The organism is Streptomyces sp. NPDC086519, assembly GCF_040686075.1.
Lineage (GTDB): Bacteria > Actinomycetota > Actinomycetes > Streptomycetales > Streptomycetaceae > Streptomyces > Streptomyces shenzhenensis.
The window spans coordinates 1-20,276 of sequence record NZ_JBFBJL010000112.1 but is presented as its reverse complement, the minus strand read 5'-3'; the positions used below and the strand labels follow the sequence as shown (position 1 = coordinate 20,276).

16 protein-coding genes are annotated in these 20,276 nt (G+C 71.4%); 4 read left to right on the top strand and 12 right to left on the bottom strand.

Features of this window, described 5'->3' with window-relative positions; genetic code table 11:
• Positions 1-74: 74 nt before the first annotated feature.
• From AB0P24_RS45955 to AB0P24_RS45900, 12 genes are all read right to left on the bottom strand, one after another.
• Positions 75-1,529 (bottom strand): fatty acid--CoA ligase family protein, encoded by a 1,455-nt coding sequence (locus tag AB0P24_RS45955; RefSeq protein ID WP_365805135.1) that lies wholly within the window; start codon positions 1,527-1,529, stop codon positions 75-77.
• Between the two features lie 4 nt (positions 1,530-1,533).
• Positions 1,534-1,845: a hypothetical protein gene (locus AB0P24_RS45950; protein WP_365805133.1), complete on the bottom strand. Its 312-nt coding sequence runs from the start codon at positions 1,843-1,845 to the stop codon at positions 1,534-1,536.
• A gap of 31 nt (positions 1,846-1,876) precedes the next feature.
• Positions 1,877-4,225, bottom strand: coding sequence for a CoA transferase (locus AB0P24_RS45945; protein ID WP_365805131.1), 2,349 nt, complete (start codon positions 4,223-4,225; stop codon positions 1,877-1,879).
• Complete coding sequence (locus AB0P24_RS45940; RefSeq protein ID WP_365805129.1) at positions 4,222-5,196, bottom strand: enoyl-CoA hydratase/isomerase family protein; 975 nt, start codon at positions 5,194-5,196, stop codon at positions 4,222-4,224. The genes AB0P24_RS45945 and AB0P24_RS45940 overlap by 4 nt, the downstream gene beginning before the upstream one ends.
• A gap of 76 nt (positions 5,197-5,272) precedes the next feature.
• A complete protein-coding gene (locus AB0P24_RS45935; RefSeq protein ID WP_365805127.1) occupies positions 5,273-6,397 on the bottom strand; it encodes a M24 family metallopeptidase in 1,125 nt (374 codons plus the stop codon).
• Positions 6,387-7,598, bottom strand: coding sequence for a Xaa-Pro peptidase family protein (locus tag AB0P24_RS45930; protein WP_365805125.1), 1,212 nt, complete (start codon positions 7,596-7,598; stop codon positions 6,387-6,389). The genes AB0P24_RS45935 and AB0P24_RS45930 overlap by 11 nt, the downstream gene beginning before the upstream one ends.
• Before the next feature lie 58 nt (positions 7,599-7,656).
• Positions 7,657-8,823, bottom strand: a complete 1,167-nt coding sequence (locus tag AB0P24_RS45925) for an amidohydrolase family protein (RefSeq protein ID WP_365805123.1) — start codon at positions 8,821-8,823, stop codon at positions 7,657-7,659.
• Positions 8,824-8,836: 13 nt separating this feature from the next.
• Positions 8,837-9,874 carry an LLM class F420-dependent oxidoreductase gene (locus tag AB0P24_RS45920; protein WP_365805121.1) on the bottom strand — a complete coding sequence of 346 codons (1,038 nt, stop codon included), beginning with the start codon at positions 9,872-9,874 and terminating at the stop codon, positions 8,837-8,839.
• On the bottom strand, positions 9,871-10,668 hold the full coding sequence (locus tag AB0P24_RS45915) for a glucose 1-dehydrogenase (protein ID WP_365805119.1): 798 nt from the start codon (positions 10,666-10,668) through the stop codon (positions 9,871-9,873). Before AB0P24_RS45915 ends, AB0P24_RS45920 begins: the two co-directional genes overlap by 4 nt.
• Positions 10,669-10,673: 5 nt before the next feature.
• On the bottom strand, positions 10,674-11,921 hold the full coding sequence (locus AB0P24_RS45910; RefSeq protein WP_365805117.1) for a cytochrome P450: 1,248 nt from the start codon (positions 11,919-11,921) through the stop codon (positions 10,674-10,676).
• A 27-nt stretch (positions 11,922-11,948) separates the two neighbouring features.
• Positions 11,949-12,143, bottom strand: a complete 195-nt coding sequence (locus tag AB0P24_RS45905; protein ID WP_365805115.1) for a ferredoxin — start codon at positions 12,141-12,143, stop codon at positions 11,949-11,951.
• Positions 12,144-12,490: 347 nt separating this feature from the next.
• Entirely contained in the window at positions 12,491-13,141 is a 651-nt protein-coding gene (locus AB0P24_RS45900; protein WP_365805113.1) for a TetR family transcriptional regulator, read from the bottom strand.
• A 135-nt stretch (positions 13,142-13,276) separates the two neighbouring features.
• Between AB0P24_RS45900 and AB0P24_RS45895 the strand changes: the two genes are divergently transcribed.
• The 4 genes from AB0P24_RS45895 to AB0P24_RS45880 all read left to right on the top strand — a co-directional run.
• The gene (locus AB0P24_RS45895; protein WP_365805111.1) at positions 13,277-13,930 is read left to right on the top strand and encodes a TetR family transcriptional regulator; all 654 of its coding nucleotides are present in this window, start codon (positions 13,277-13,279) and stop codon (positions 13,928-13,930) included.
• Positions 13,931-14,007: 77 nt separating this feature from the next.
• Positions 14,008-15,189, top strand: a complete 1,182-nt coding sequence (locus AB0P24_RS45890) for an FAD-dependent oxidoreductase (RefSeq protein WP_365805109.1) — start codon at positions 14,008-14,010, stop codon at positions 15,187-15,189.
• A gap of 162 nt (positions 15,190-15,351) precedes the next feature.
• The gene (locus AB0P24_RS45885; protein WP_365805107.1) at positions 15,352-17,022 is read left to right on the top strand and encodes an FAD-dependent oxidoreductase; all 1,671 of its coding nucleotides are present in this window, start codon (positions 15,352-15,354) and stop codon (positions 17,020-17,022) included.
• A 144-nt stretch (positions 17,023-17,166) separates the two neighbouring features.
• Positions 17,167-20,276 (top strand): beta-ketoacyl synthase N-terminal-like domain-containing protein (locus AB0P24_RS45880; protein ID WP_365805105.1); only part of this gene is annotated, 3,110 nt, incomplete at its 3' end.

The following is a 20,276-nucleotide window of genomic DNA, read 5'->3' as shown; positions in this document are numbered from 1 at the left end:
GGGCCCGGCGGTCCGGATCCCTCCGCCGGGAGACGCGCGCCGGTGTGGCCGCGCCCGAGACGCGGCACACCACCTCAACTCGTCCTGCCCAGTCCCGTTCTGACGTCCTGGCGCAACACCTTCCCCGTGGCCGTGCGCGGTATCTCGGTCCATACGGCGATGCGGTCGGGTGTCCTGGAACCGCGCAGGAGCCGGCGCACCTCGGTACGCAGTTCCTCGCCGTCGAGCGAGGTTCCCCGGGCGGGGACGACGACGGCTTCGATGCGCTGGCCCCACTCCTCGTCGGGCACACCGACCACGACCGCGTCCGCGACGCCCGGCTGGCGCAGCAGGACATCCTCGATCTCCGCAGGGGCGATGTTCTCGGCCCCGCGGATGATGGTGTCGTCCTGGCGGCCCATCACGAACAGGAAACCCTCCCGGTCGAGTCGGCCCAGGTCACGCGTGTCGAACCAGCCGCCGGACTTCTCCGACGCGAACCCGGCGTACTCGCCGGACACCTGCGCGCCGCGGACCCAGACCCGCCCCGGTGTGCCGGAGGGCAGGGGCACGCCGTCCTCGTCGCGGATCTCGATCTCGACGCCGGGGATCGGACGTCCGGCCGAGTGCAGGCGAGCGCGTACCTCGGGGTCCCGGGAGGCGGCGGCCTCGCGATGTTCTCCGGGGCCGAGCACGGAGACGGTGGAGCTGGTCTCCGTCAGCCCGTACGCGTTGACGAACCCGACGTGCGGCCAGGCCCGCAGCGCCTGCTCGATCACCCGAGGGGGCATGGCGGCACCACCGTAGGCCAGCGTCCGCAGCGTGGGGACGTCGTGTTCGGGCTCCTCCATGAGGCGGGCCAGCATGGTCGGCACCACCATGGCGTGCGTGACACGTTCGGTCCGCACGAGTTCCAGCCAGCGCTCCGCCGAGAACGTGTCGAGCACGACCAGCCGGCGGCCGGCGTAGACGTTCGTCAGGACGTGGGAGACGGCGGCGATGTGATACGGCGGTACGCACATGAGTGACGTCTCGTCCGGCTGCGCGCTGCCGAACTCGACGCCGCCGATGACGTAGGAGACCAGGTTGCCGTGGCGCAGCAGGACGCCCTTGGGGGTGGACGTGGTCCCGCTGGTGTAGATGACGACGGCGGGGTCCCGTGCGACGGGTTCCAGCGGCGTCGGTGTCCGGGAGGTCGTCGACGCCAGCCACGACCGCGGCGAGTGCCGCGCGCCGAGCAGCGGGGTGTGCCGGTCGTCGGCGATGACGAAGGCCCCGGGGTGGTGGGCGAGCACGGACGACAACTGGTCGGCGCCCAGGCGGTAGTTGACGGGCACGAACGGTACTCCCGCCGCCGCGGCCGCGAACAGGGCCACGGAGAAGGCGGGACCGTTCACCGCCAGATACCCGACGCAGGTGGCCTCTGCCTCCGCGATGAGGCAGGCGCCCGTTCTCGCCGCGTCCCGCAGCTCCCGGGCGGTGAGCGTGCCGATCAGGGGGCGGTCGGGGAATCCCGCGGCCGCCATGTCGAGCAGCATCATGAGATCCATGGCGTCAGTCCGACGCCGGCAGTGGCCTGGCGCTCTTGACGAGGAGCGGCACACCGCCCACCGCGAGGGTGCCCTGCCCGGGCCTGGTGCACAGCAGTTCCACGCTGCCGTCCTCGGTGGCATAGCGCTTGCCGAGCAGCGTCCCGGCCGACTTGCCCGGGTCCAGGGGCTGCCGGGACACCGGGTCCGCCTGCGCGGAGTCGATCATCGGCGCGCCCCCGCAGGTCACCTCCTGGTCCCCGGCCGTCCAGCGGACCACCACCACGCTGGTGTGGTCCACCGTGCTCGTGAGCATCATCCCGATCCGCGGTGTCATCGCGTCTCCTTCCTCTCTTTCGCAACAGGCCCTAGCGGGCCGGTGCCCGGCCGATGACCCCGTCCCTCTCCAACGTGGCGATCTCCGCTTCCGTCAGCCCGAGTCCGGCCAGCAGCTCGTGGTTGTGCTCGCCCAGCAGCGGGGCATGGCGGACATGGCGGCGGTCGGGGCCTCCTGAGAAGCGCGCGGGCCACGTGCTGTAGCGGGCCACTCCGTTGACGGGGTGGTCGACCTCCTCGAAGAAGCCGCGGAAGCGCAACTGCTCCAGTTCGCCCTGGCGGTGCGGTTGCAGGACCTTGCCGACCGGCACACCCGCGGGCCAGAGAAGGTCCACGATGTCGTCCGCGCCACGCTCGCGGCACCATTCGGCGAGCCGCTCGTCGATGCTGTCGTGGTGCGCGCGTCGCCCGTCGGCGGTCGACAGCCGCGGGCTCGTCGCCCAGTCGGGGCTGCCGAGGGCCGCGCGGAGCGCTTCCCACTGCCCGTCGGTGGCCACGGCGATCGCCACCCAGGAGTCGTCACCGCCGAACTCGTCGATGTCCGCGGTGCGATACAGATTTTGCGGGGCGGCGGCCGGCCCCCGGTTCCCGGTCCGCCCCAGCAGCGCGCCGTAGGCCGAGTACTCGATGACCTGCTCGGCGGCCACGTTGAGCGCGGCATCGACCATCGCCGCCTCCACCAGCACACCCTCGCCGGTGCGGCGCCGATGCTCCAGCGCCATCAGCAGACCGCTGAGGGCGTGGACACCCGCGTTCGGGTCGCCGAGCGAGTAGGGCTCGACGGGGTTCTGGTCCGCATGTCCGGTGAGCCAGGTCAGACCCGACGCGTCCTCGATGACGAAGGCGAAGGCGGCGTTGTCGCGCCACGGACCGTCCAGGCCGAAGCCGGGCATGCGAACCATGATCACGTCGGCGCGGATCGCCTTCACCGCCTCGTAGTCCAGGCCGAGTTGATCGAGGACACGGGGTGTGTAGTTCTCGACGATCACATCGCAGGTCGCCATCAGCCCGCGCAGCAGCTCCCGCCCCCGCTCGGTGCCGAAGTCGAGGGTCAGGCTCTTCTTGCCGGTGTTGAGGCCCGCGAAGATCGGTGACCGTTCCCACCACCGGTCCACGCTCGGTGGCACGCCCGCGATCAGCCGGGTTCCGTCGGGGCGCGAGGCGGACTCCAGGTGGATCACCTCGGCGCCGAGCATGGCGAGCACGTGCGTGCACGACGGACCGGCCCAGAAGGCCGTCATGTCCAGGACACGCAGACCACTGAAGGGCAGGGGCTCCCGCCGCTGTGGCGCAGGAGCGACGCCGGTGTGTTCGCCGAGTCGTGGGGCCGGCCCCGGTGGCCGCAGCGCCGCGGGCGCCAGCCGGCAGGGAGGAGCGGGCTGGAGGAAACCGTCGCGGGGGTTGCGCAGGAAGGTGCGCCGCTCGGTGAAGTGATCCAGGGCGGACGCGTTCGCGCCGTTGACCACCACGGCGTTGGGAATCCGGAAGGCCGTGGCCAGTTCACGGATCTCGGCGACGGTCCGGCCCGCTGTCCACTCCTGGATGACCGGGGCCACCTCGGTGGCCCGCTGGATGATGGAGAACGGGTTCTCCTCGTCGATCCACTCCGGGTGCCCGATCATGGCGCAGAGGTCGAAGAACTGCTGGGCCGTCGCGCATCCGAGGGCGACGAGGCCGTCCTTGGCCGTGGCCACGCCCGGCACGTTCAGCCTGCGGGCCGCCTGCCACGGCCGGTCCAGCATGTCGAAGAACGTGACCGGGTGGTAGGTCAGGGACAGTACGTGCGCTTCCAGCATCGAGAGGTCGACCAGTTCCCCCGGTCCGCGCAGCCGGGCGGCCAGCGTCGCGGCGGCGGCGTACGCCCCCGACACCCAGTCCCCGGCCCGGCCGCCGACGCACACCGGCGGCCGGTCGGGGGCACCGCGGCCGAGGCCGATGATCCCGCCGGACCACGCCTGCAGGGTGAACTCGGTCGCGGGACGGTCGCACCACGGGCCTTCCAGCCCGAACGGCGTGATCGAGGTGACGACGAGATGCGGATGGTCGCGGTGGATCTCCCGAGGCGAGAGGCCGGTGATCGGTGAACCCGGCGACCACACCACCACATCGGCGGATGCGAGCAGGTCACCTACCGTGCCGGAATCGCCGGAACCGACTACGACGCTCTCCTTCGAGCAGGCCAGGAAGCTGAACAGCGCGCCGTCCCCGTCGGGTGGGACCGCGGACCCGGACGCCGACCAGCGGCGCAGCGGATCGCCCTGCGGCGCCTCGACCTTGACGACCCGAGCGCCACCGTCGGCCAGCAGCTTGGTGCAGTAGGCGCCGGGGATGCCCGTGGTCAGGTCGACGACCACCCAGCCGTCCAGCGGAGTCGGGCTCATGCGTCCCGGCCCTGCTGCTCACGGCCCGACTTGCTCAGCCGGAACTCCGGGGGGAATTTGCCGTCGTTGCCCCTGACCGCGTTGGCGATCCCTCCGCCGACCGTCTCCTCGTCGAGCATCAGGTCGTCGCCGTCGGCCCGCGCGATCCCGCCTATCGACTCGAAGAGGCCGGTGAGCAGCGAGCCCATGTACTCGCCCTGGTGCTGCTTGAAGATCTCGAAGAACACCTTCTGCATGTACACCGTGTCGGTGGGCCGGGTGCGCGCACAGGCCAGTGCGTACTTCTCCACCTCGGCCTCCAGCCCGGCCCTGGGGACGACGCTGTTGAGGAAGTTGCACTCGTACATCTCCCGGGCCGTGAACGGCCGGCCGGTGAACACCATCTCCTGGAACTTCCTGAGCCCCATCGTCTGCGCCCAGCTCCACATCCGGGGCGCCCAGCCGACGTAGCGGAAGGAGGGATGGCCGAAGAGGGCGTCGTCGGAGGAGATCACCAGGTCGGCGTCGGCCGCCTGGTAGAAGTGCCAGCCGTAGCAGTACCCCTTGACCTCCAGGATGCTGATCTTCTTGAAGTCCTGGAGGCTCCGGCAGCCGCCCTGGGGGTGGGCGTACCACTGGGCCGGGCTCCCGCCGTAGCGGTAGGAACCCCTGGGGGGATAACGGACGTCCTCGTCCTCGCCGATGCCCTGCTCCGCCAGGAGCGGTCCGGCGGTCGGGGCGGCGTGCATCTCCATGGTCTCCGCGATGTCGGCGCCGGAACCGAGGTCGTCGCCGACGCCCCGGATCACCAGGACCTTCACCTCGTCGTCGACGTCGGCCCGGTGCAGGAGGTCCGCGAAGCGCAGCCGGGCCGCCGCCGTAGGAGCGTTGAGGGCGTCGGGCCGGTCCAGGGTGAGCGTGGCGATCTTCGTCTTGGGGTCCTTCTCGTAGCGGATGATCTCCTCCGCCGAGGGACGTGTGCTGTCAGCCATGCGAGGGGGTCCTTTCCCGGCCGGGTGAGGGGGAAGGCGGGTCAGGGGCGCGGGGCAACGACCCTGACCCGCCGGTCTACGGTCGCCAGACGGGACTGGACGTGAGCAGCTCGGCTCCGTCGGGCGTGATGAGGACGGCCTCGCGGCCCAGGACGGCACCCACGCCCTCCTGCCAGACGTAGCCGGTCACGGCCAGCGCCATGCCGGCTTCGAGGCGTTCCCCGGCCGCGGTGAGCGGCAGGCCGGCCGTGACCACGGGCGGGTCGAAGCCGAGGCCCAGCCCGCGGGCGACGGGCATGGGAGGAAGCGGTTCGCCGGCCGTCTCGTAGGCGGCGAGCAGGTCACCGGCCGGCGCCCCCGGCCGGCACGCGGCCCACAGCAGCGCCCACAGCTCGTCCCAACGGCGGTACAGGGCCCGGGTGCCGTCCCTGTCGCTGCCCTCGACCGGCCAGGTGCGTGCGACCTCGCCGATGTATCCGCCCGCGACCACCCCCGCGGTGAAGGCCACAAGGTCTCCCGGGCCGATCCGCCCGTCCCCGCCGACCTTCCGCCACGGGTGCTCCCGAGAGGTCACCCAGGCCACTTCCTGGGTCGCCGGAGTACTCACCCCGCCGGCCGCGGCCGCCTCCAGCAGGACTCCGGACAGATGCCGCTCGGTGACGCCGGGCCGTAGTTCGGCCACCGCCTTGGCCAGGCTGTCCTCGGCCACTGCGACCGCCCGCCGCAGGGCCCCCACCTCCTCGTCCGTCTTCACCCGGCGCGCGGCCCGCATGGCCACCTCGCCGTCGACGAGTTCGGCCTTGGGGAAGGCCATGGGCAGCAGCTGGAGGAACAGGGGCGAGATGGTGTCCGTGCCCACCCGCCGGGCCGTGGCCGTTCCCTCGATGCCCCGCAGTGCCGTCACCCAGTTCATCGGGTTCCAGGTCAGGCCGTAGAGGTGCTCCCGGGGAATGTCGTCGGGCACCCCCTCGTCCCACGTCATCAGGGCATGGATGGCCCCGGTGGCGCGGACGACCACGGCGGCGGGGGCGAAGGGGCGGGTGCCCGCGGTCCACAGTCCCGGGGTCCCGGTGACGTAACGGACGTTGGCCTCCCGGCCGAGGACGAGGACATCGAGGTCATGGGCTGCCATGTGCGCCAGCGCGCGCTCCCGCCGCCCGACGCGGAGAGCACGGTCGTCCGGCCGGACCTCAGTCGCCATAGGGCGTGTAGGGATAGTCGGTCAGGGCCGTGAAGCCCTCTTCCTCGATCACGAGGACCTCCTCGCTTCGGTAACCTCCGGTGCCGTCCTCCCAGACCACCGGTTCGAGAACGAGCACCATGCCGGCCTCCAGCACCAGCTGCTCGTCGAACTCCTCGCCCAGGTCGGTGCCGACGAACGGCATCTCGGCCGGGTCCACGCCCATGCCGTGCCCCAGGTAGAAGTGGGGGAGCCAGGGCTTGCTGCCGCCGTTCGCCTCGATGGCGGCCCGGGTCAGATCGGCGGCGGTGGCTCCCGCTCGCAGCACGTCCTTCACCGCTTCGTGGATCTCCCGCCACTTCCTGAACTGCGCCCGCTGACGCGGGTCGGGGTCCTGGCCGACGATCCAGGTGCGACCGAAGTCCGAGCAGTACCCGGCGTAGGTGATGCTCACGTCGGTCCAGAGCACGTCCCCCCTGGCGAGCTCCCGTTCCGTCGTCAGCAGCGGGAGAGCCAGGTCACCGTGGGTGGTCCACACCCCCGCCGCCCGGGAGGCCGGCATCACCTGCCAGATGGGGTCGAGCACGTTGGCCTGGGCGCCGTGCTCGTAGGCCTGGCGCAGGAAGCCTGCCGACAGGTCGATCTGGCGCATGCCCGGTGCCAGCGAACCCTCGATGCCGGCCATGGCCCGCTCGGTGATCCGCAGCGCGGTACGGATGCAGGACAGCTCGTCGGGGGTCTTGAGCAGCTTGGCCACGGCCAGGACCATGGCGGCGTCACCCGGCGGTCCGCCGGGAAACAGCTCCTTGCCCGCCCGGCGCATCGCCCCGGTCAGCTCGTCGGCCGCCACCACGGCCCCGGCGGGCACGAGGTCGGCGAGAGCGGCCGAGAAGGTCCGCACCCCGTCGTCGTACTCCAGGTAGAGCGGCGGGTGGACGTGGTCGGAAGGGAGCGACGACCCGGTCGCAGCCCCCTCGCGGAACGGCATGAACAGGTGGGGCCACGGATCCTCCGCCACCACCACGGCGACGGGCCGCTCGGCGTGGGCCAGGCCGGAGTCGCCGAGTGGCCAGCTCACCCCCGTCGCATAGCTCACCGCGGTGTTGCCGAGCAGGATCAGGGCGTCGACGCCCTGATCCGTCATCGCCGTCCGCAGCCGGGCGCCGCGGTCACGGCCCATCCGGGCCAGGTCGGGTTGGGGCGGGATGTCGATGCCGGTCATCCCCGCCTCCGTGGTGTCGTCATGGCGGCTCGCCGTCGCTTTCTCTTGTCCCGTCGGCCTACAGGCCGAGGTATGCCTGGACGTTGCCGCTGACGATGCGGGCGGCCCGCTCGGGGCCCACAGCGTCCACGACCATGGCGAGAGACTTCTCCGAGTAGCCGAACGTGCTCTCGTTGTGCGGGTAGTCGGCGGCCCACATGACCCGGTCCGTCCCGATGCGGTCGAGCACTTCCAGCCCGAGCGGGTCGACCATGAAGGACGCGTACATGTGGTGGTCCCAGTAGTGCCGCACGTCGTGCTCCAGCGGCCGGTCCAGCATGTGCCGGTAGGAGGCGTGGAGGTGCTCGGCGTCCTGGAGGGCGGCGGCGACCCAGTTCGCGCCCCCCTCGAACCAGCCGATCCGCAGGCCGGGATGGCGGTCGATGATGCCGCTGAAGACGTACTTGCCGAACATCTCCCGGTAGGGAGCCACGTTCACCATCATGCCGACGGTGATGGCGTTGACCTCGCAGGGCGCCTTCAGCGGGGTCTCACCGATGTGGTGGGAGACCGGGAGCCCCGCCTCCTCGATCGCGTCCCAGACCGGGATCATCGCGGTGCTGGAGTAGTCGATCGGGTTGCCCTCGTCGTCCATCCCCGGTGACAGCGGCATCAGGAACGTCCTGATGCCCAGGCTCTTCAGCTCTTCCAGGGTCTTGCGGGCCCCCTTGGCGTCCCACCAGTTGACCAGCCCGACGGCGTAGAAGCGGCCGTTCGAGCGTTCCTGCACCCCGGCGATGTACTCGTTGTAGATCCGGAAGCACAGTTCGCGGATCGTCTTGTCGGGGTAGGGGAGCAGCGCCAGCATCGCGTTGGGGAACGCCAGTTCCTTCGCGATGCCGTCCGAGGCCAGCTCCCGGATGCGCCCCTCGATGTTGTCGGTGCCGGCGCCTTCGAGGGGGTCGTACTGCATGAGGACGGCGCTGAACTCACCGGGCAGGAAGGACTTTCCGCCCACGCCCAGCTCATAGGCCTCGTCCTTGTACCAGACCCGTGGGGCGTGGTTCTTGAGGTGCTCGGGGAACTTGTCGTAGAAGATGTCCTCCGCGAGCGAGATGTGGTTGTCGGCGGAGAACACCTCGGTGCCCGGCGGCAGGCCCAGGGACGAGACGTCGGCGTGGCCGCGCCGCTCCTTGGGCGGCCCGAAGCCTTCGGCGGGATAGAGGGTGGACGACAGGGCGGACATCGGTGTCCTCCGTTCATGGGTGCTGGTGCTGGTGCTGGTGCTGGTACGGGATCGTGCGCAGTTCCTCGACCACGGGAGCCAAGACCTCGTCGTCGATCTCGTAGGCGGTGTAGAAGGAGACCCGGTCCACGAGTGCGCCGTAGCGCCGGTGGATCTCGGCGGCCAGCCGGTCCGGTTCCGCCACCACCGCGAAGGCGTTCAGGACCTCGTCGTCGATGAGCGTGCCCATCTCCTGCCAGCGGCCCTCGCGGGACAACGAGGTGAGTTCGGGGCCGAGTGCGCCCCAGCCGTGCAGATCGAGGACGTTCCGGTACGACGGAGTGCTGCCGTAGAAAGCGATCTGACGGCGGGTCCGTGCCACGGCGTCGGCCATCTCCTCCTGCGTCCGGCCGGTCGCGGTCAGCAGGAGATGACTGACACAGAAGTCGTCACGGGTCCGGCCGGAGGCCCGTAGGCCGCGTTCGGCCGCCGGCAGGGTGACCTCGCGCAGATAGCGTTCGGTGGTGAAGGCGTGCGGCAGCAGGCCGTCCGCCGTCTCGCCGGCCACGGTCGTCATCGCCTCGCCCACCGCCGCCACGAGGATCTTCGGCTGTCCGGACGGAGCCGGCGGCGGGGCGAAGAACGGCGGCATCAGGGTGTGGGTGTAGAAATCCCCCCGGAAGTCCAGCTTGGTCTCGTCGTTCCAGGCGGACCAGATCGCGCGCAGCGCCGCGACGTACTCCCGCATCCGGGCCGCCGGCCTGCTCCAGGGCATCGAGTAGCGCCGTTCGACATGAGGCTTCACCTGGCTGCCCAGGCCGAGGAGGAAACGGCCGCCCGAGTAGGTCTGCAGGTCGTGGGCGGTGTAGGCGAGTTGCATGGGGGAGCGGGCGAAGGCCACCGCCACGGCTGTGCCCACTTCCAGGCGCTCGGTGCTCTCGGCCGCCAACAGCAGGGGGAAGAAGGGATCATGACTCGTCTCGGACGCCCACAGGCCGTCGTAGCCGTCCTGTTCGAGGCGTTTGGCCTGCGCTATGACGTCGGCACCGCTCCAGGTGCCGTCGACCTTCATGGTTCGCGTGCGGGACGCAGGGGCCTGCGGCCCGCGGTGGCCCCGCCGTCGACCGTCAGCACGGTGCCGGTGACGTGCAGGGAGGCGTCGCCGCCGAGATAGGCGACGGCTTCCGCGACGTCCTGGGGGGTGCCCACGCGGGGCAGCGGCTGGGTGGCCGCCATGTGGGCGCGGATGGCCTTCGCCGTCTCGTCGTCGGCGGTCGCGGAGGCCAGCAGTCCGGTCGGAATGCCGCCCGGTGCCACGCAGTTGACCCGGATGCCGTACTCGGCCAGGTCGAGGGCCGCGCACTTGCTGAAGTGGATGACCGCGGCCTTGGAGGCCCGGTACGACAGCACTCCGGGACCGGCCTCGGCACCGCCGATGGAACTGATGTTGACGACGGCGCCGCCGCCGTTGGCCACCATGTGCCGGGCGGCTTCGCGGGTGCCCGTCATCACGCCGTAGAGGTTGACCGCGAGGACCCGCTCGAAGTCGGCGAAGTCCTCGTCCAGGATGCTCATCCTCATGGCCCCCGGGACACCGGCGTTGTTGACCATGAGGTGCAGGCCGCCGAACTCCGCCACCGCGAAGTCCACCAGGTCCCGTACCTGCTCGGCGACTGCGACATCCGTGTGCCGGTAGCGGACGTCCTTGCCGTGCTGCTTCGCCAGGGACTCACCGGCCTCCCGGTCCACGTCGCCGACGACGACCCGGGAACCGGCCGCCAGCAGCCGCTCGACCGTCGCACGGCCCAGACCGGCGGCACCGCCGGTGACGACGGCGACCCTTCCTGACCATTCCTCCGTCGGCATCCCGCTCACCCCCACGTGACCGGCAGTGAGTAGACCCCGTAGGCGAGCCGGTCGTGCTTGAACTCGATCCGGTCCACCGGTACGGCAAGGGCCAGGGTGGGGATGCGGCGGAAGAGCGTGCCGAAGACGATCTGGAGTTCCACCCGGGCGAGTTGCTGGCCCACGCACTGGTGGATGCCGAAGCCGAACGCGTTGTGGTGACGGGCGTTGCCGCGGTGCAGGTCCAGCAGATCGGGACCGGGGAAGACGGCGGCGTCCCGGTTGGCACTGAAGAGTTCGACGATGATGCCCTCGCCGGCGCGGATCGTCTCGCCGCCGATCTCGATGTCCTCCTTGGCGACCCGCCGCTGTCCGCCGTGGATGATTCCGAGGTAGCGCAGCAGTTCCTCCACCGCGCCCGCGACGACCCGGGGATCGTCGGTGTCGCGCAGGACCGCCAGTTGCCCGGGGTGTTCGAGGAGCGCCACCGTGCCCAGGCCGATCATGTTGGCGCTCGTCTCGTGTCCGGCGATGAGCAGGCCCAGACCCATCATCGCCGCCTCGGACACGGTGATGTCACCGGCGGTGACGCGGGCCGCGATGTCGGACAGCACGTCGTCGGCGGGTTCGGCGGCCTTCTTCTCGACCAGCCGCACCAGGTACTCGTTGAGCTCCATGAAGGTCCGCCCGCTCTCCTCGGCGGACACGTTGTGGGCGATCCCGCGAGCGGCGCGCTCCTGGAAGAACTCGTGGTCCTCGTAGGGGACGCCCAGCATTTCACTGATCATCAGGGTCGGCAGCGGAAGGGCCAGGGCCTCCACCAGGTCGGCGGGGGCCGGACCGGACAGCATCGTGTCGATGAGGTCATCGGTGATCTTCTGGATGGCGGGGCGTTGCGCCTCCACCCGTTTCAGGGTGAACGGGCCGGTCATGATCCGCCGGTACCGGCTGTGCTCGGGGGCGTCGGAGTTGAACACGGACCGCGGGCGGTACGCGACCGCGGCCGCCATGCCCTCGTTCCAGTGCGGGAATCCGGCCAGCCGCTCGTCGACGCTGACCCGGGGGTCAGCGAGTAACTGCCGCTGTGCGGAGTGACCTGTGACGATCCAGGGGGTGCTGCCGTCCCAGATCCGCACCCGGGCCAGCGGCTTCTCGGCGGTGAGCGCCCGCAGGGCCGGGGGCGGGTCGAAGGGGCAGCCCGCAGCCCGGGGCAACGGCCATGCGGGGATCTCCGCCGTCGTGCCGGCCGCGACGTCTGACAGTGCGTCGGACATGTCCATCCTTAGGGGGTCTGCGGGTTGTCATTCCGTGACGTGGATCGCCAGCGCGGGACAGACGGCGGCAGCGTGGCGGACGTCGTCGGCGCGCTCGGCGGAGGGGGTGTCGGTCAGCAGCAGGACGACGCCGTCTTCGTCGCGCTGGTCGAACACGTCGGGCGCGGTGGCCGCGCACTGGCCGGCCGCAACGCACTTGTCCTGGTCGATGGTTACTCTCACCGGCTGCTCCTTGTCGCCCAGGGCACAGCGGCGCTGTGAGAGGGGCGGTTGTGTGGTGCGACCGCCGAACCTGCGGCGGGGGGGATGAGCCAAGAACGAACTGACATGCCGTCAAGCACGGTCTGTGCAGGGGGGACCGCCTGGGATCGGCATCCCACGGCCGCCATCACCCAGGACGACCGGAACCCGCGAACGGGTGGCGTGCGAGCGACCGCCGGGCCCGTCCCGTACGGGTTCCGCCGAGCGCGCCTCCGAGTGAACTCCCGCTCAGCTGCTAAGTCAATCGGTTGATTCAAAATCCCTTGAGGGGGCGTCATGAACGCCTTGTGCAACCGTTGTGGGCGTGCTCAGAAACCCCTGGTCACGGGCGCCGTCCACAGCCCGACGACTGCGTCGACGATGCCGGTGGCGGCGTCGTGCCAACTCGCCCTCGGGGTGACGGCTCCCAGGGCGAGGGCCCGCTCGCGGTCGGCACACATGTGGAGGATCACGTGCCTGGTCATGGCGGTGCGCTCCGCGCGGACCTCCTCCGGCAGCTCCGGCAGGCAGCCGTGCAGGCCCACGAGGATCTGCCGCCACACGGGCGCGGAGAGGATCTCGGCGACCAGGATCTCGTGGAGCACCGGATCGGCCATCACCTGCACGCAGAAACGCGCGAACCACGTCGGACTGCCCAGCTCCGCGAGGTACTCGGGGGTCGGCCGCACCAGACACGCCACCCAGTCCCGCAGCGCGGACGACTCACCGGTCTCCGCCAGCAGCCGCCGGCTCACCAGCTCCAGCCGCTCGGCGTGATGGCGCGCGATCGCTCGCACCAGGTCCGCCTTCGTACCGAAGTGGTAGCCTACCACGGCGGTGTTGCCCTGCCCGGCGGCCTCGCTGATCCGGCGGTTGGACACGGCGTACATGCCGTACTCGGCGAACAGCCGCTCCGCCGTGCTCCGGATGCGTTCCCGGGTCGCCCTGACCTGCTCGTGCCGGACACGCCTGGCCGTCATGCGCACCACCGTACCGGGATCGGACCCGATGGTCCTCTGGACGGAAATCAACGCGGTGATTTAACTTTTGGGCGCGGTGGTCCGCCCGACAGGGTCGCCGGGAGGCGGCGTGATGCCCGGACACGGTGGTGACACATGGCAAGCGGAACACGGCGGGACGAGCAGGTGCGGGCGACCCGGAAGGCACTTCTGGACGCGGCCGAGCGGCTGTTCGCCGAGTACGGCGTCTACGCGATCGCCAACCGTCAGATCAGCGAGGCCGCGGGCCAGGGCAACAACACCGCCGTCACCTACCACTTCGGCACCAAGGCCGACCTGGTCCGGGCTCTCGTCCGCACGCACGCCGAACAGATCGAGACCATCCGGACCGGCATGCTGGCCGGCATCGGTGACTCCTCGGAACTCCGGGACTGGGTGGACTGCTCGGTCCGCCCCGTCACCCGGCACCTGGAGGAGCTGGGCCGCCCCAGCTGGTACGCGCGCTTCATCGCCCAGGTCACCGCGGACCCCGCTCTCTACGCCATCGCGGAGGAGGAGTTCTACGCCGCCTCCCCGTCGCTGACCCGGCTGGAGGAGGGGCTCACCCGCTGCGTCCCCGAACTGCCGGAGCGGGTGCGGGCCGAACGGGCCCTGATGACCATGCACCTGATCGTCCAGATGTCCGTCGACAGGGAACGCGCCCTCGCCGACACCACCCACACCCCCAGGGCCACCTGGCAGGACGCGGCCACCGGTCTGGTCGACGCGCTCGTCGCGCTGTGGCGGGCACCGGTGACCCGGCAGCCCTGACCCGGCAGCCCTGACCCGGCAGCCCTGACCCGGCCGGGCCGGGCCCGGCCCATCCATGTCGAGAAGGTAGGACCCCTATGTCCGCGGAACGGAACCGGATCGTGGTCGTGGGCGCCTCCGCCGCCGGTCTCATGGCTGCCGAGACGCTGCGTCGGGAGGGATACGACGGCACGCTCACCCTCATCGGAGCGGAGCCGCATCCGCCGTACGACCGCCCGCCGCTGTCCAAGCAGTTCCTCACCGGCCAGTGGGAGGCCGACCGGCTCACCCTGCGCTCCCCGCTCGACCTCGCCGCGCTCGACCTCGACCTCCGCCCGGACACCCCGGCCACCGGCCTGGACCCGGCCGACCGCGAGGTGTGCCTGGCGGACGGCACCCAGGTGGCGTACGACGGTCTGCTCGTCGCCACCGGAGTACGCCCCCGCCGTCTTCCCGGCGTCGGCGCCCACGTCCTGCGCACCCTCGACGACGCCCGGGCCCTGCGTGAGCGGCTGGCGCCGGGGCGCCGGCTGATCGTCGTCGGCGCCGGGTTCCTCGGTGCGGAGGCGGCCGCCGCCGCCCGGTCCCACGGCTGTGAGGTGGTGCTCCTCGAACCGGCGCCGGTCCCCCTGGCGCACGCGGTGGGCGGGCCGGTCGGGACGGTGCTGGCCCAACTGCACCGGGACCGGGGCGTGACGCTGCGCTGCGGGGTCACCGTGACCGAGACGACGGCCCGCGCTGTCCGGCTGGCGGACGGGGAGACGGTCGAAGGCGACGCCGTGCTGGTGGCGATCGGCTCGGTGCCCAACACCGAATGGCTGGCGGACAGCGGACTGGCCCTCGACGACGGAGTGGTGTGCGACCAGCACTGCCAGGTCGCGCGAGGGGTGTACGCCGCCGGGGACGTGGCCCGCTGGTACAACCCGCTGTTCGGTGTCTCCATGCGGATCGAACACCGCACCAACGCCGCCGAGCAGGCCATGGCGGCGGCCCGCAACCTGCTCCACCCCGAGACCGCGAAAGCGTTCGCGCCGGTGCCGTACTTCTGGTCCGACCAGTACGACGTCCGGGTCCAGGCGTACGGCTGGCTGCGCGGTCACGACGAGGTCGCCGTCGTGGACGGAGACCTGGCGGCCCGCCGGTTCGTGGCCGCCTACCGCGGCGGCGACCGGCTCGTCGGCGCCCTCGCGGTCGGAATGCCGCCGAAGACGATCCACCGCTGGCGGCAGGCCATAGCCGCCCGGGCACCGTGGCGCGAGGCCGTGACCACGGGGCCGTAGCGGTTCAGCGCAGGAGATCTCGGACGCCCCGACGGCTCTCGCCGCAGCCCCGTTCCACTGAGTGGGAGGACGGACGCGGCGCGCCCGATCTCCGAACCTACGGTGGTCATCCGTCGGCACCCGGGACACGGCTGCCACATCGAAGACCGAGGAGGCAGGTCGATGACCGACTGGGACCACTCGACCGACTTCCTGGTGGTGGGGAGCGGCGCGGGCGTCGTGGGAGCGCTGCGGGCCCGTGCGCTCGGCAAGGACGTGCTGGTCATCGAGAAGTCCGACCTGTTCGGCGGCTCGACCTGCATGTCGGGCGGTGTGCTGTGGCTGCCCCACAATCCGCTCATGCGACGCGAAGGCGTTCCCGACTCCTTCGACGCCGCGCTCCGTTACTTCGACACCGTCGTGGGCGACGCGGGCCCGGCATCGTCGCCGGCCCGCAGACGGGCCTACCTCGACGCGGGTTTCGAGATGGTCGGCTTCCTGGAGTCCGAGGGGCTGGAGTTCCGGCGCTGCGAAGGCTACAGCGACTACTACTCCGGCGTCCGCGGATGCGAGGGCGGCTCGGCTCGCGGCAGGTCGATCGAGGCGAAGGCCTTCGACAAGAAGCGCCTCGGGCCCTGGCAGGACCGGATCCGGATCGGCTTCGCGGGCGGCCTCAACGCCTACACCGGTGAGGCCGGACCCATGATGCGGATGCGGACGCGGACCGGGCTGGCCACCCTGGCCAGGGTGGCACTGCGCACCCTGCTCGGCCGGCTCCGCGGGCAGCGGCTCGTCACCAACGGGGCCGCTCTGACCGCCCGCCTGCTCCAGACGCTGCTGCGCAGAGGCGTTCCGGTGTGGCTGGAGTCCGCACTGACCGACCTCGTCGTCGAGAACGGCCGGGTCGTCGGCGCCGTCGTCCGTCAGGGCGGGCACCACGTACGGGTCAGGGCGCGTGACGGCGTGCTCCTCGCCGCCGGGGGCTTCGCCCGCAACCAGGAGATGCGCGAGGAGTACGGGCGGGGGCGGCCCACCAGTACCTCGTGGACCTCGGCCAATCCGGGCGACACGGGAGAGACCATCCGGATCGCCATGGCACACGGCGCGGCGACGGACATGCTGGACGAGGCGTGGTGGATGCCCTCGTGGATCACACCCGACGGGACCCCCGGCATGTGCCTGTCCGAGCGCAGCAAACCAGGGGCGATCATCGTCGACGCGGCGGGCCGCCGGTACTTCAACGAGGCCGTCGCCTACCAGGAGGCCGGCCAGCGGATGTACGCCCGCGAGCGGGACGTCGGCGGTGCCGTGCCCTCCTGGCTCGTCGTCGACTCCCGGCACCGCAGCCACTACCCGTTCGGCATGTCCCCGCCCGGCCGGACCCCGAAGGAATGGATCGCCGACGGCGCCATGAAGCGCGCGGGCACCCTGGAGGAACTCGCCCGCCAGTGCGGGATCGACACCGACGGACTCCTCAAGACCGTCGAACGCTTCAACCGGTTCGCGCTGGAGGGCGTCGACGAGGACTTCCACCGGGGCGAGGGCGACCACGAAAAGTACTACGGCGACCTCACCCACCGGCCGAACTCCTGCCTGGGCCCCCTCCTGAAGCCGCCGTTCTACGCGGTCGCCCTGTACCCGGGTGACATCGGCACCAGTGGAGGAGTTCTCTGCGACGAGTTCTCCCGTGTTCTCGACACCACGGGCGAACCGATCGCCGGCCTCTACGGCACGGGCAACTGCACGGCATCCGTGATGGGCCGCAGGTATCCGGGCGCCGGAGCGAGTATCGCCGCCTCGGCGGTGTTCGGATACATAGCGGCGAACCACGCGGTTTCGTCGGCCGCGCGCTGAAGCCGCGCGCTGCCCGGCCAGAAAACGCACGTCAGGGAAGACAGACCGCACGTGCACGGATCACACGTGCCTTCTCGAGTGAACTCGTCGCCTGTAGGCGGAGCCCCCCACCATGCAGTTTCACCGTTCATGCGGAGAACTCTCATGTCTGCTGTACGCGCCGAAGAGTTGATCATTGGCATCACCCCCTTCCGTGAACCGGACGCCAGGCTGGCCGCCGCCGTCAGCCGGGCCGGCGGCCTCGGGGTACTCGACCTCGGAGACGGCGACCGGCGGTCCCGGGATGCGCTGGACCGGCTGCGGCGCTGGGCGCCGGGCAGGTTCGGGGTCCGGGTCGCGGCGCCCTGCCGTACCGATCCCCAGGATCTCGCGAGGGACGGCACCGCGCAGGGTGACGACGGGCCCCACACCGTCGTCCTGGGCGTCGAATCGCCGTGGCAGGTCGCCGACGTCCCCGCCGGCCGACGGGTACTCGTGGAGGTCACGGACCTCGACCAGGCACGGGCGGCGGCTCGCGCCGGAGCCCACGGGCTGATCGCCCGGGGTGCCGAGAGCGGCGGCCGGGTCGGCACGCTGAGCACCTTCGTCCTTCTCCAACAACTCCTCAGCACAACGGAATTGGACCTGCCGGTATGGGCCTGCGGAGGCATCGGCCCCGGCGCGGCGGCCGCGGCGGTGGCCGGCGGCGCGGCAGGCGTGGTTCTGGACAGCCAACTGGCTCTGCTGGCCGAGTCGGCGCTGCCGGAGACGACGGCAGCGGCACTCCGCTCGATGGACGGCTCGGAGACGACGGTGGTCGCGGGCCACCGGGTACTGCGACCCGTCAGGAAGCCCGGGGCCGAGCCATCGGATGGCGCTCCCCTCCTGCCGGTCGGCCAGGACGGCTTCCTCGCCGCCCGCTTCGCCGAGCGCTGGCGCGACGCCGGCGGCGTCGTCCGCGCCCTCACCGCCGCCGTGGGAGAAGCCCTGAGCGGCGACGCCGCCGCCCGAACTCTGCGGGGCGGCTCCCCCATGAGCGCGGCGCTCGGGACCGAACTCCCCATCGCGCAGGGGCCCATGACCCGGGTCAGCGATCAGCCGCGGTTCGCGGCCGCGGTCGCGGACGCCGGCGGACTTCCCTACCTCGCCCTGGCCCTGGCCGACGGCGATCGGACACGCACGATGCTGAGGGAGACGAAGGAAGCCGTCGGCGACCGCTCCTGGGGTGTCGGCATCCTCGGCTTCGCACCGGAGGAGCTCAGGAACGCCCAGCTGGAAGCCGTACGAGAACTGCGACCGACGCACGTGATCATCGCGGGCGGCCGGCCCGCCCAGGCGGAGGCGCTGGAGCGGGCCGGGATCAGCACCTTCCTGCATGTGCCCTCGCCCGGGCTGCTGCGGCAGTTCCTGGAAGTGGGCGCCCGGAAGTTCGTGTTCGAGGGCTCCGAGTGCGGCGGCCACGTCGGCCCGCGCGCGAGCTTCCCGCTCTGGGAGGCCCAGCTCGCCGTGCTGGAGGACTTCCCGGACCTCGAAGGCCTGGAGGTGTTCTTCGCGGGCGGCATCCACGACGAACGCTCGGCGGCGATGGTCGCGGCACTCGCCGCACCGCTCACTGCACGCGGCGCTCGGGTGGGCGTTCTCATGGGTACGGCCTACCTCTTCACCGAGGAGGCGGTGACCCGGGGCGCGATCCAGCCCCTCTTCCAGCGCCAGGTCGTGGCCGCCGTCGAGACCGCCCTCCTGGAGACCGCGCCCGGCCACACCACCCGCTGCGTGCCCAGCCCCTTCAGCGACGGCTACCGGGAGTTCGAGGCCGCGCTGCGTGCGCGGGGCGTGCCCGAACGCCAGGTCTGGGAGGAGCTGGAGCGGCTCAACGTCGGCCGGCTGCGCATCGCCAGCAAGGGGCTCGAACGTGCCGCCACCGGCGCGCTGACCGAGGTCGACGCCGAGCGCCAGCTCGCCGAGGGCATGTTCATGGCCGGAGAGGTGGCCGTGCTCCGCTCGGCGACCACGACCGTCGCCGCACTGCACCGCTCGGTGACCCAGGGCGCCGCGGACTTCCTCGCCGCCCGTGCGGAGGCGGTCCGTGGACGCCTCGGTGGAGCGGACGAGCCGAGGCCGGAAGCGCCGCCCGCGCCGCTGGACATCGCGATCGTCGGCATGGCCTGCATGTTCCCCCAGGCTCCCGACCTCGCCGCGTTCTGGGCGAACGTGGTCGCCGGACACGACGCGGTCACCGAGGTGCCGGCCGACCGCTGGGATCCGGCCGTACACCACGCCGACGGCAGTACGACGTCCAAGTGGGGCGGCTTCCTGCCGCCGATCCCCTTCGACCCGCTGAGCTACGGCATCCCGCCCGCCTCCCTCGGGCACATCGAGCCCGTCCAGCTGCTCGCCCTGGAGGCCGCCCGGCGCGCCCTGGACCACGCCGGATACGGCGCGCGGGGACGGCAGTTCGACCGTTCGCGCACCTCCGTCGTCTTCGGCGCCGAGGCCGGCAGCGACCTGTCCAACGCGGCCACGCTGCGCGCGGTTCTGCCCTCCTACTACGGCAAGGTGCCCGACGGCCTCGAAGACCAGCTGCCCCGGCTCACCGAGGACTCCTTCCCCGGCATGCTGGCCAACGTCATCTCGGGCCGGATCGCCAACCGCCTCGACCTGGGCGGCGCCAACTACACGGTGGACGCGGCGTGTGCCTCCTCGCTGGCCGCGGTCGACGTCGCGTGCAAGGAGCTGGTCGCCGGGACGAGCGATGTGGTGCTGTGCGGGGGTGCCGACCTGCACAACGGGATCAACGACTATGTGCTGTTCTCGTCTGTGCACGCGTTGTCGCCGACCGGCCGCTCCCGTGCTTTCGACGGCTCCGCCGACGGTATCGCGCTGGGTGAGGGCGTGGCGTGTGTCGTGTTGAAGCGGCTGGCGGATGCCGAGCGCGACGGCGACCTGGTCTACGGCGTCATCAAGGGCCTGGGCTCGTCCAGCGACGGCCGTTCGTTGGGGTTGACGGCACCGCGGCCGGAGGGGCAGCGGGCGGCGCTGTTGCGGGCGTACCGCAATGCGGGGATCTCGCCCGCGAGGGTGGGGCTGGTCGAGGCGCACGGGACGGGCACGGTGGTGGGTGACCGTACCGAACTCAGCATCCTCAGTGAGGTGTTCGCGGAGGCGGGTGCGGTGAACGGTGGTTGTGCGCTGGGGTCGGTCAAGTCCCAGATCGGGCACACCAAGTGTGCTGCCGGCCTGGCCGGGCTGATCAAGACCACTCTCGCCCTGCACAC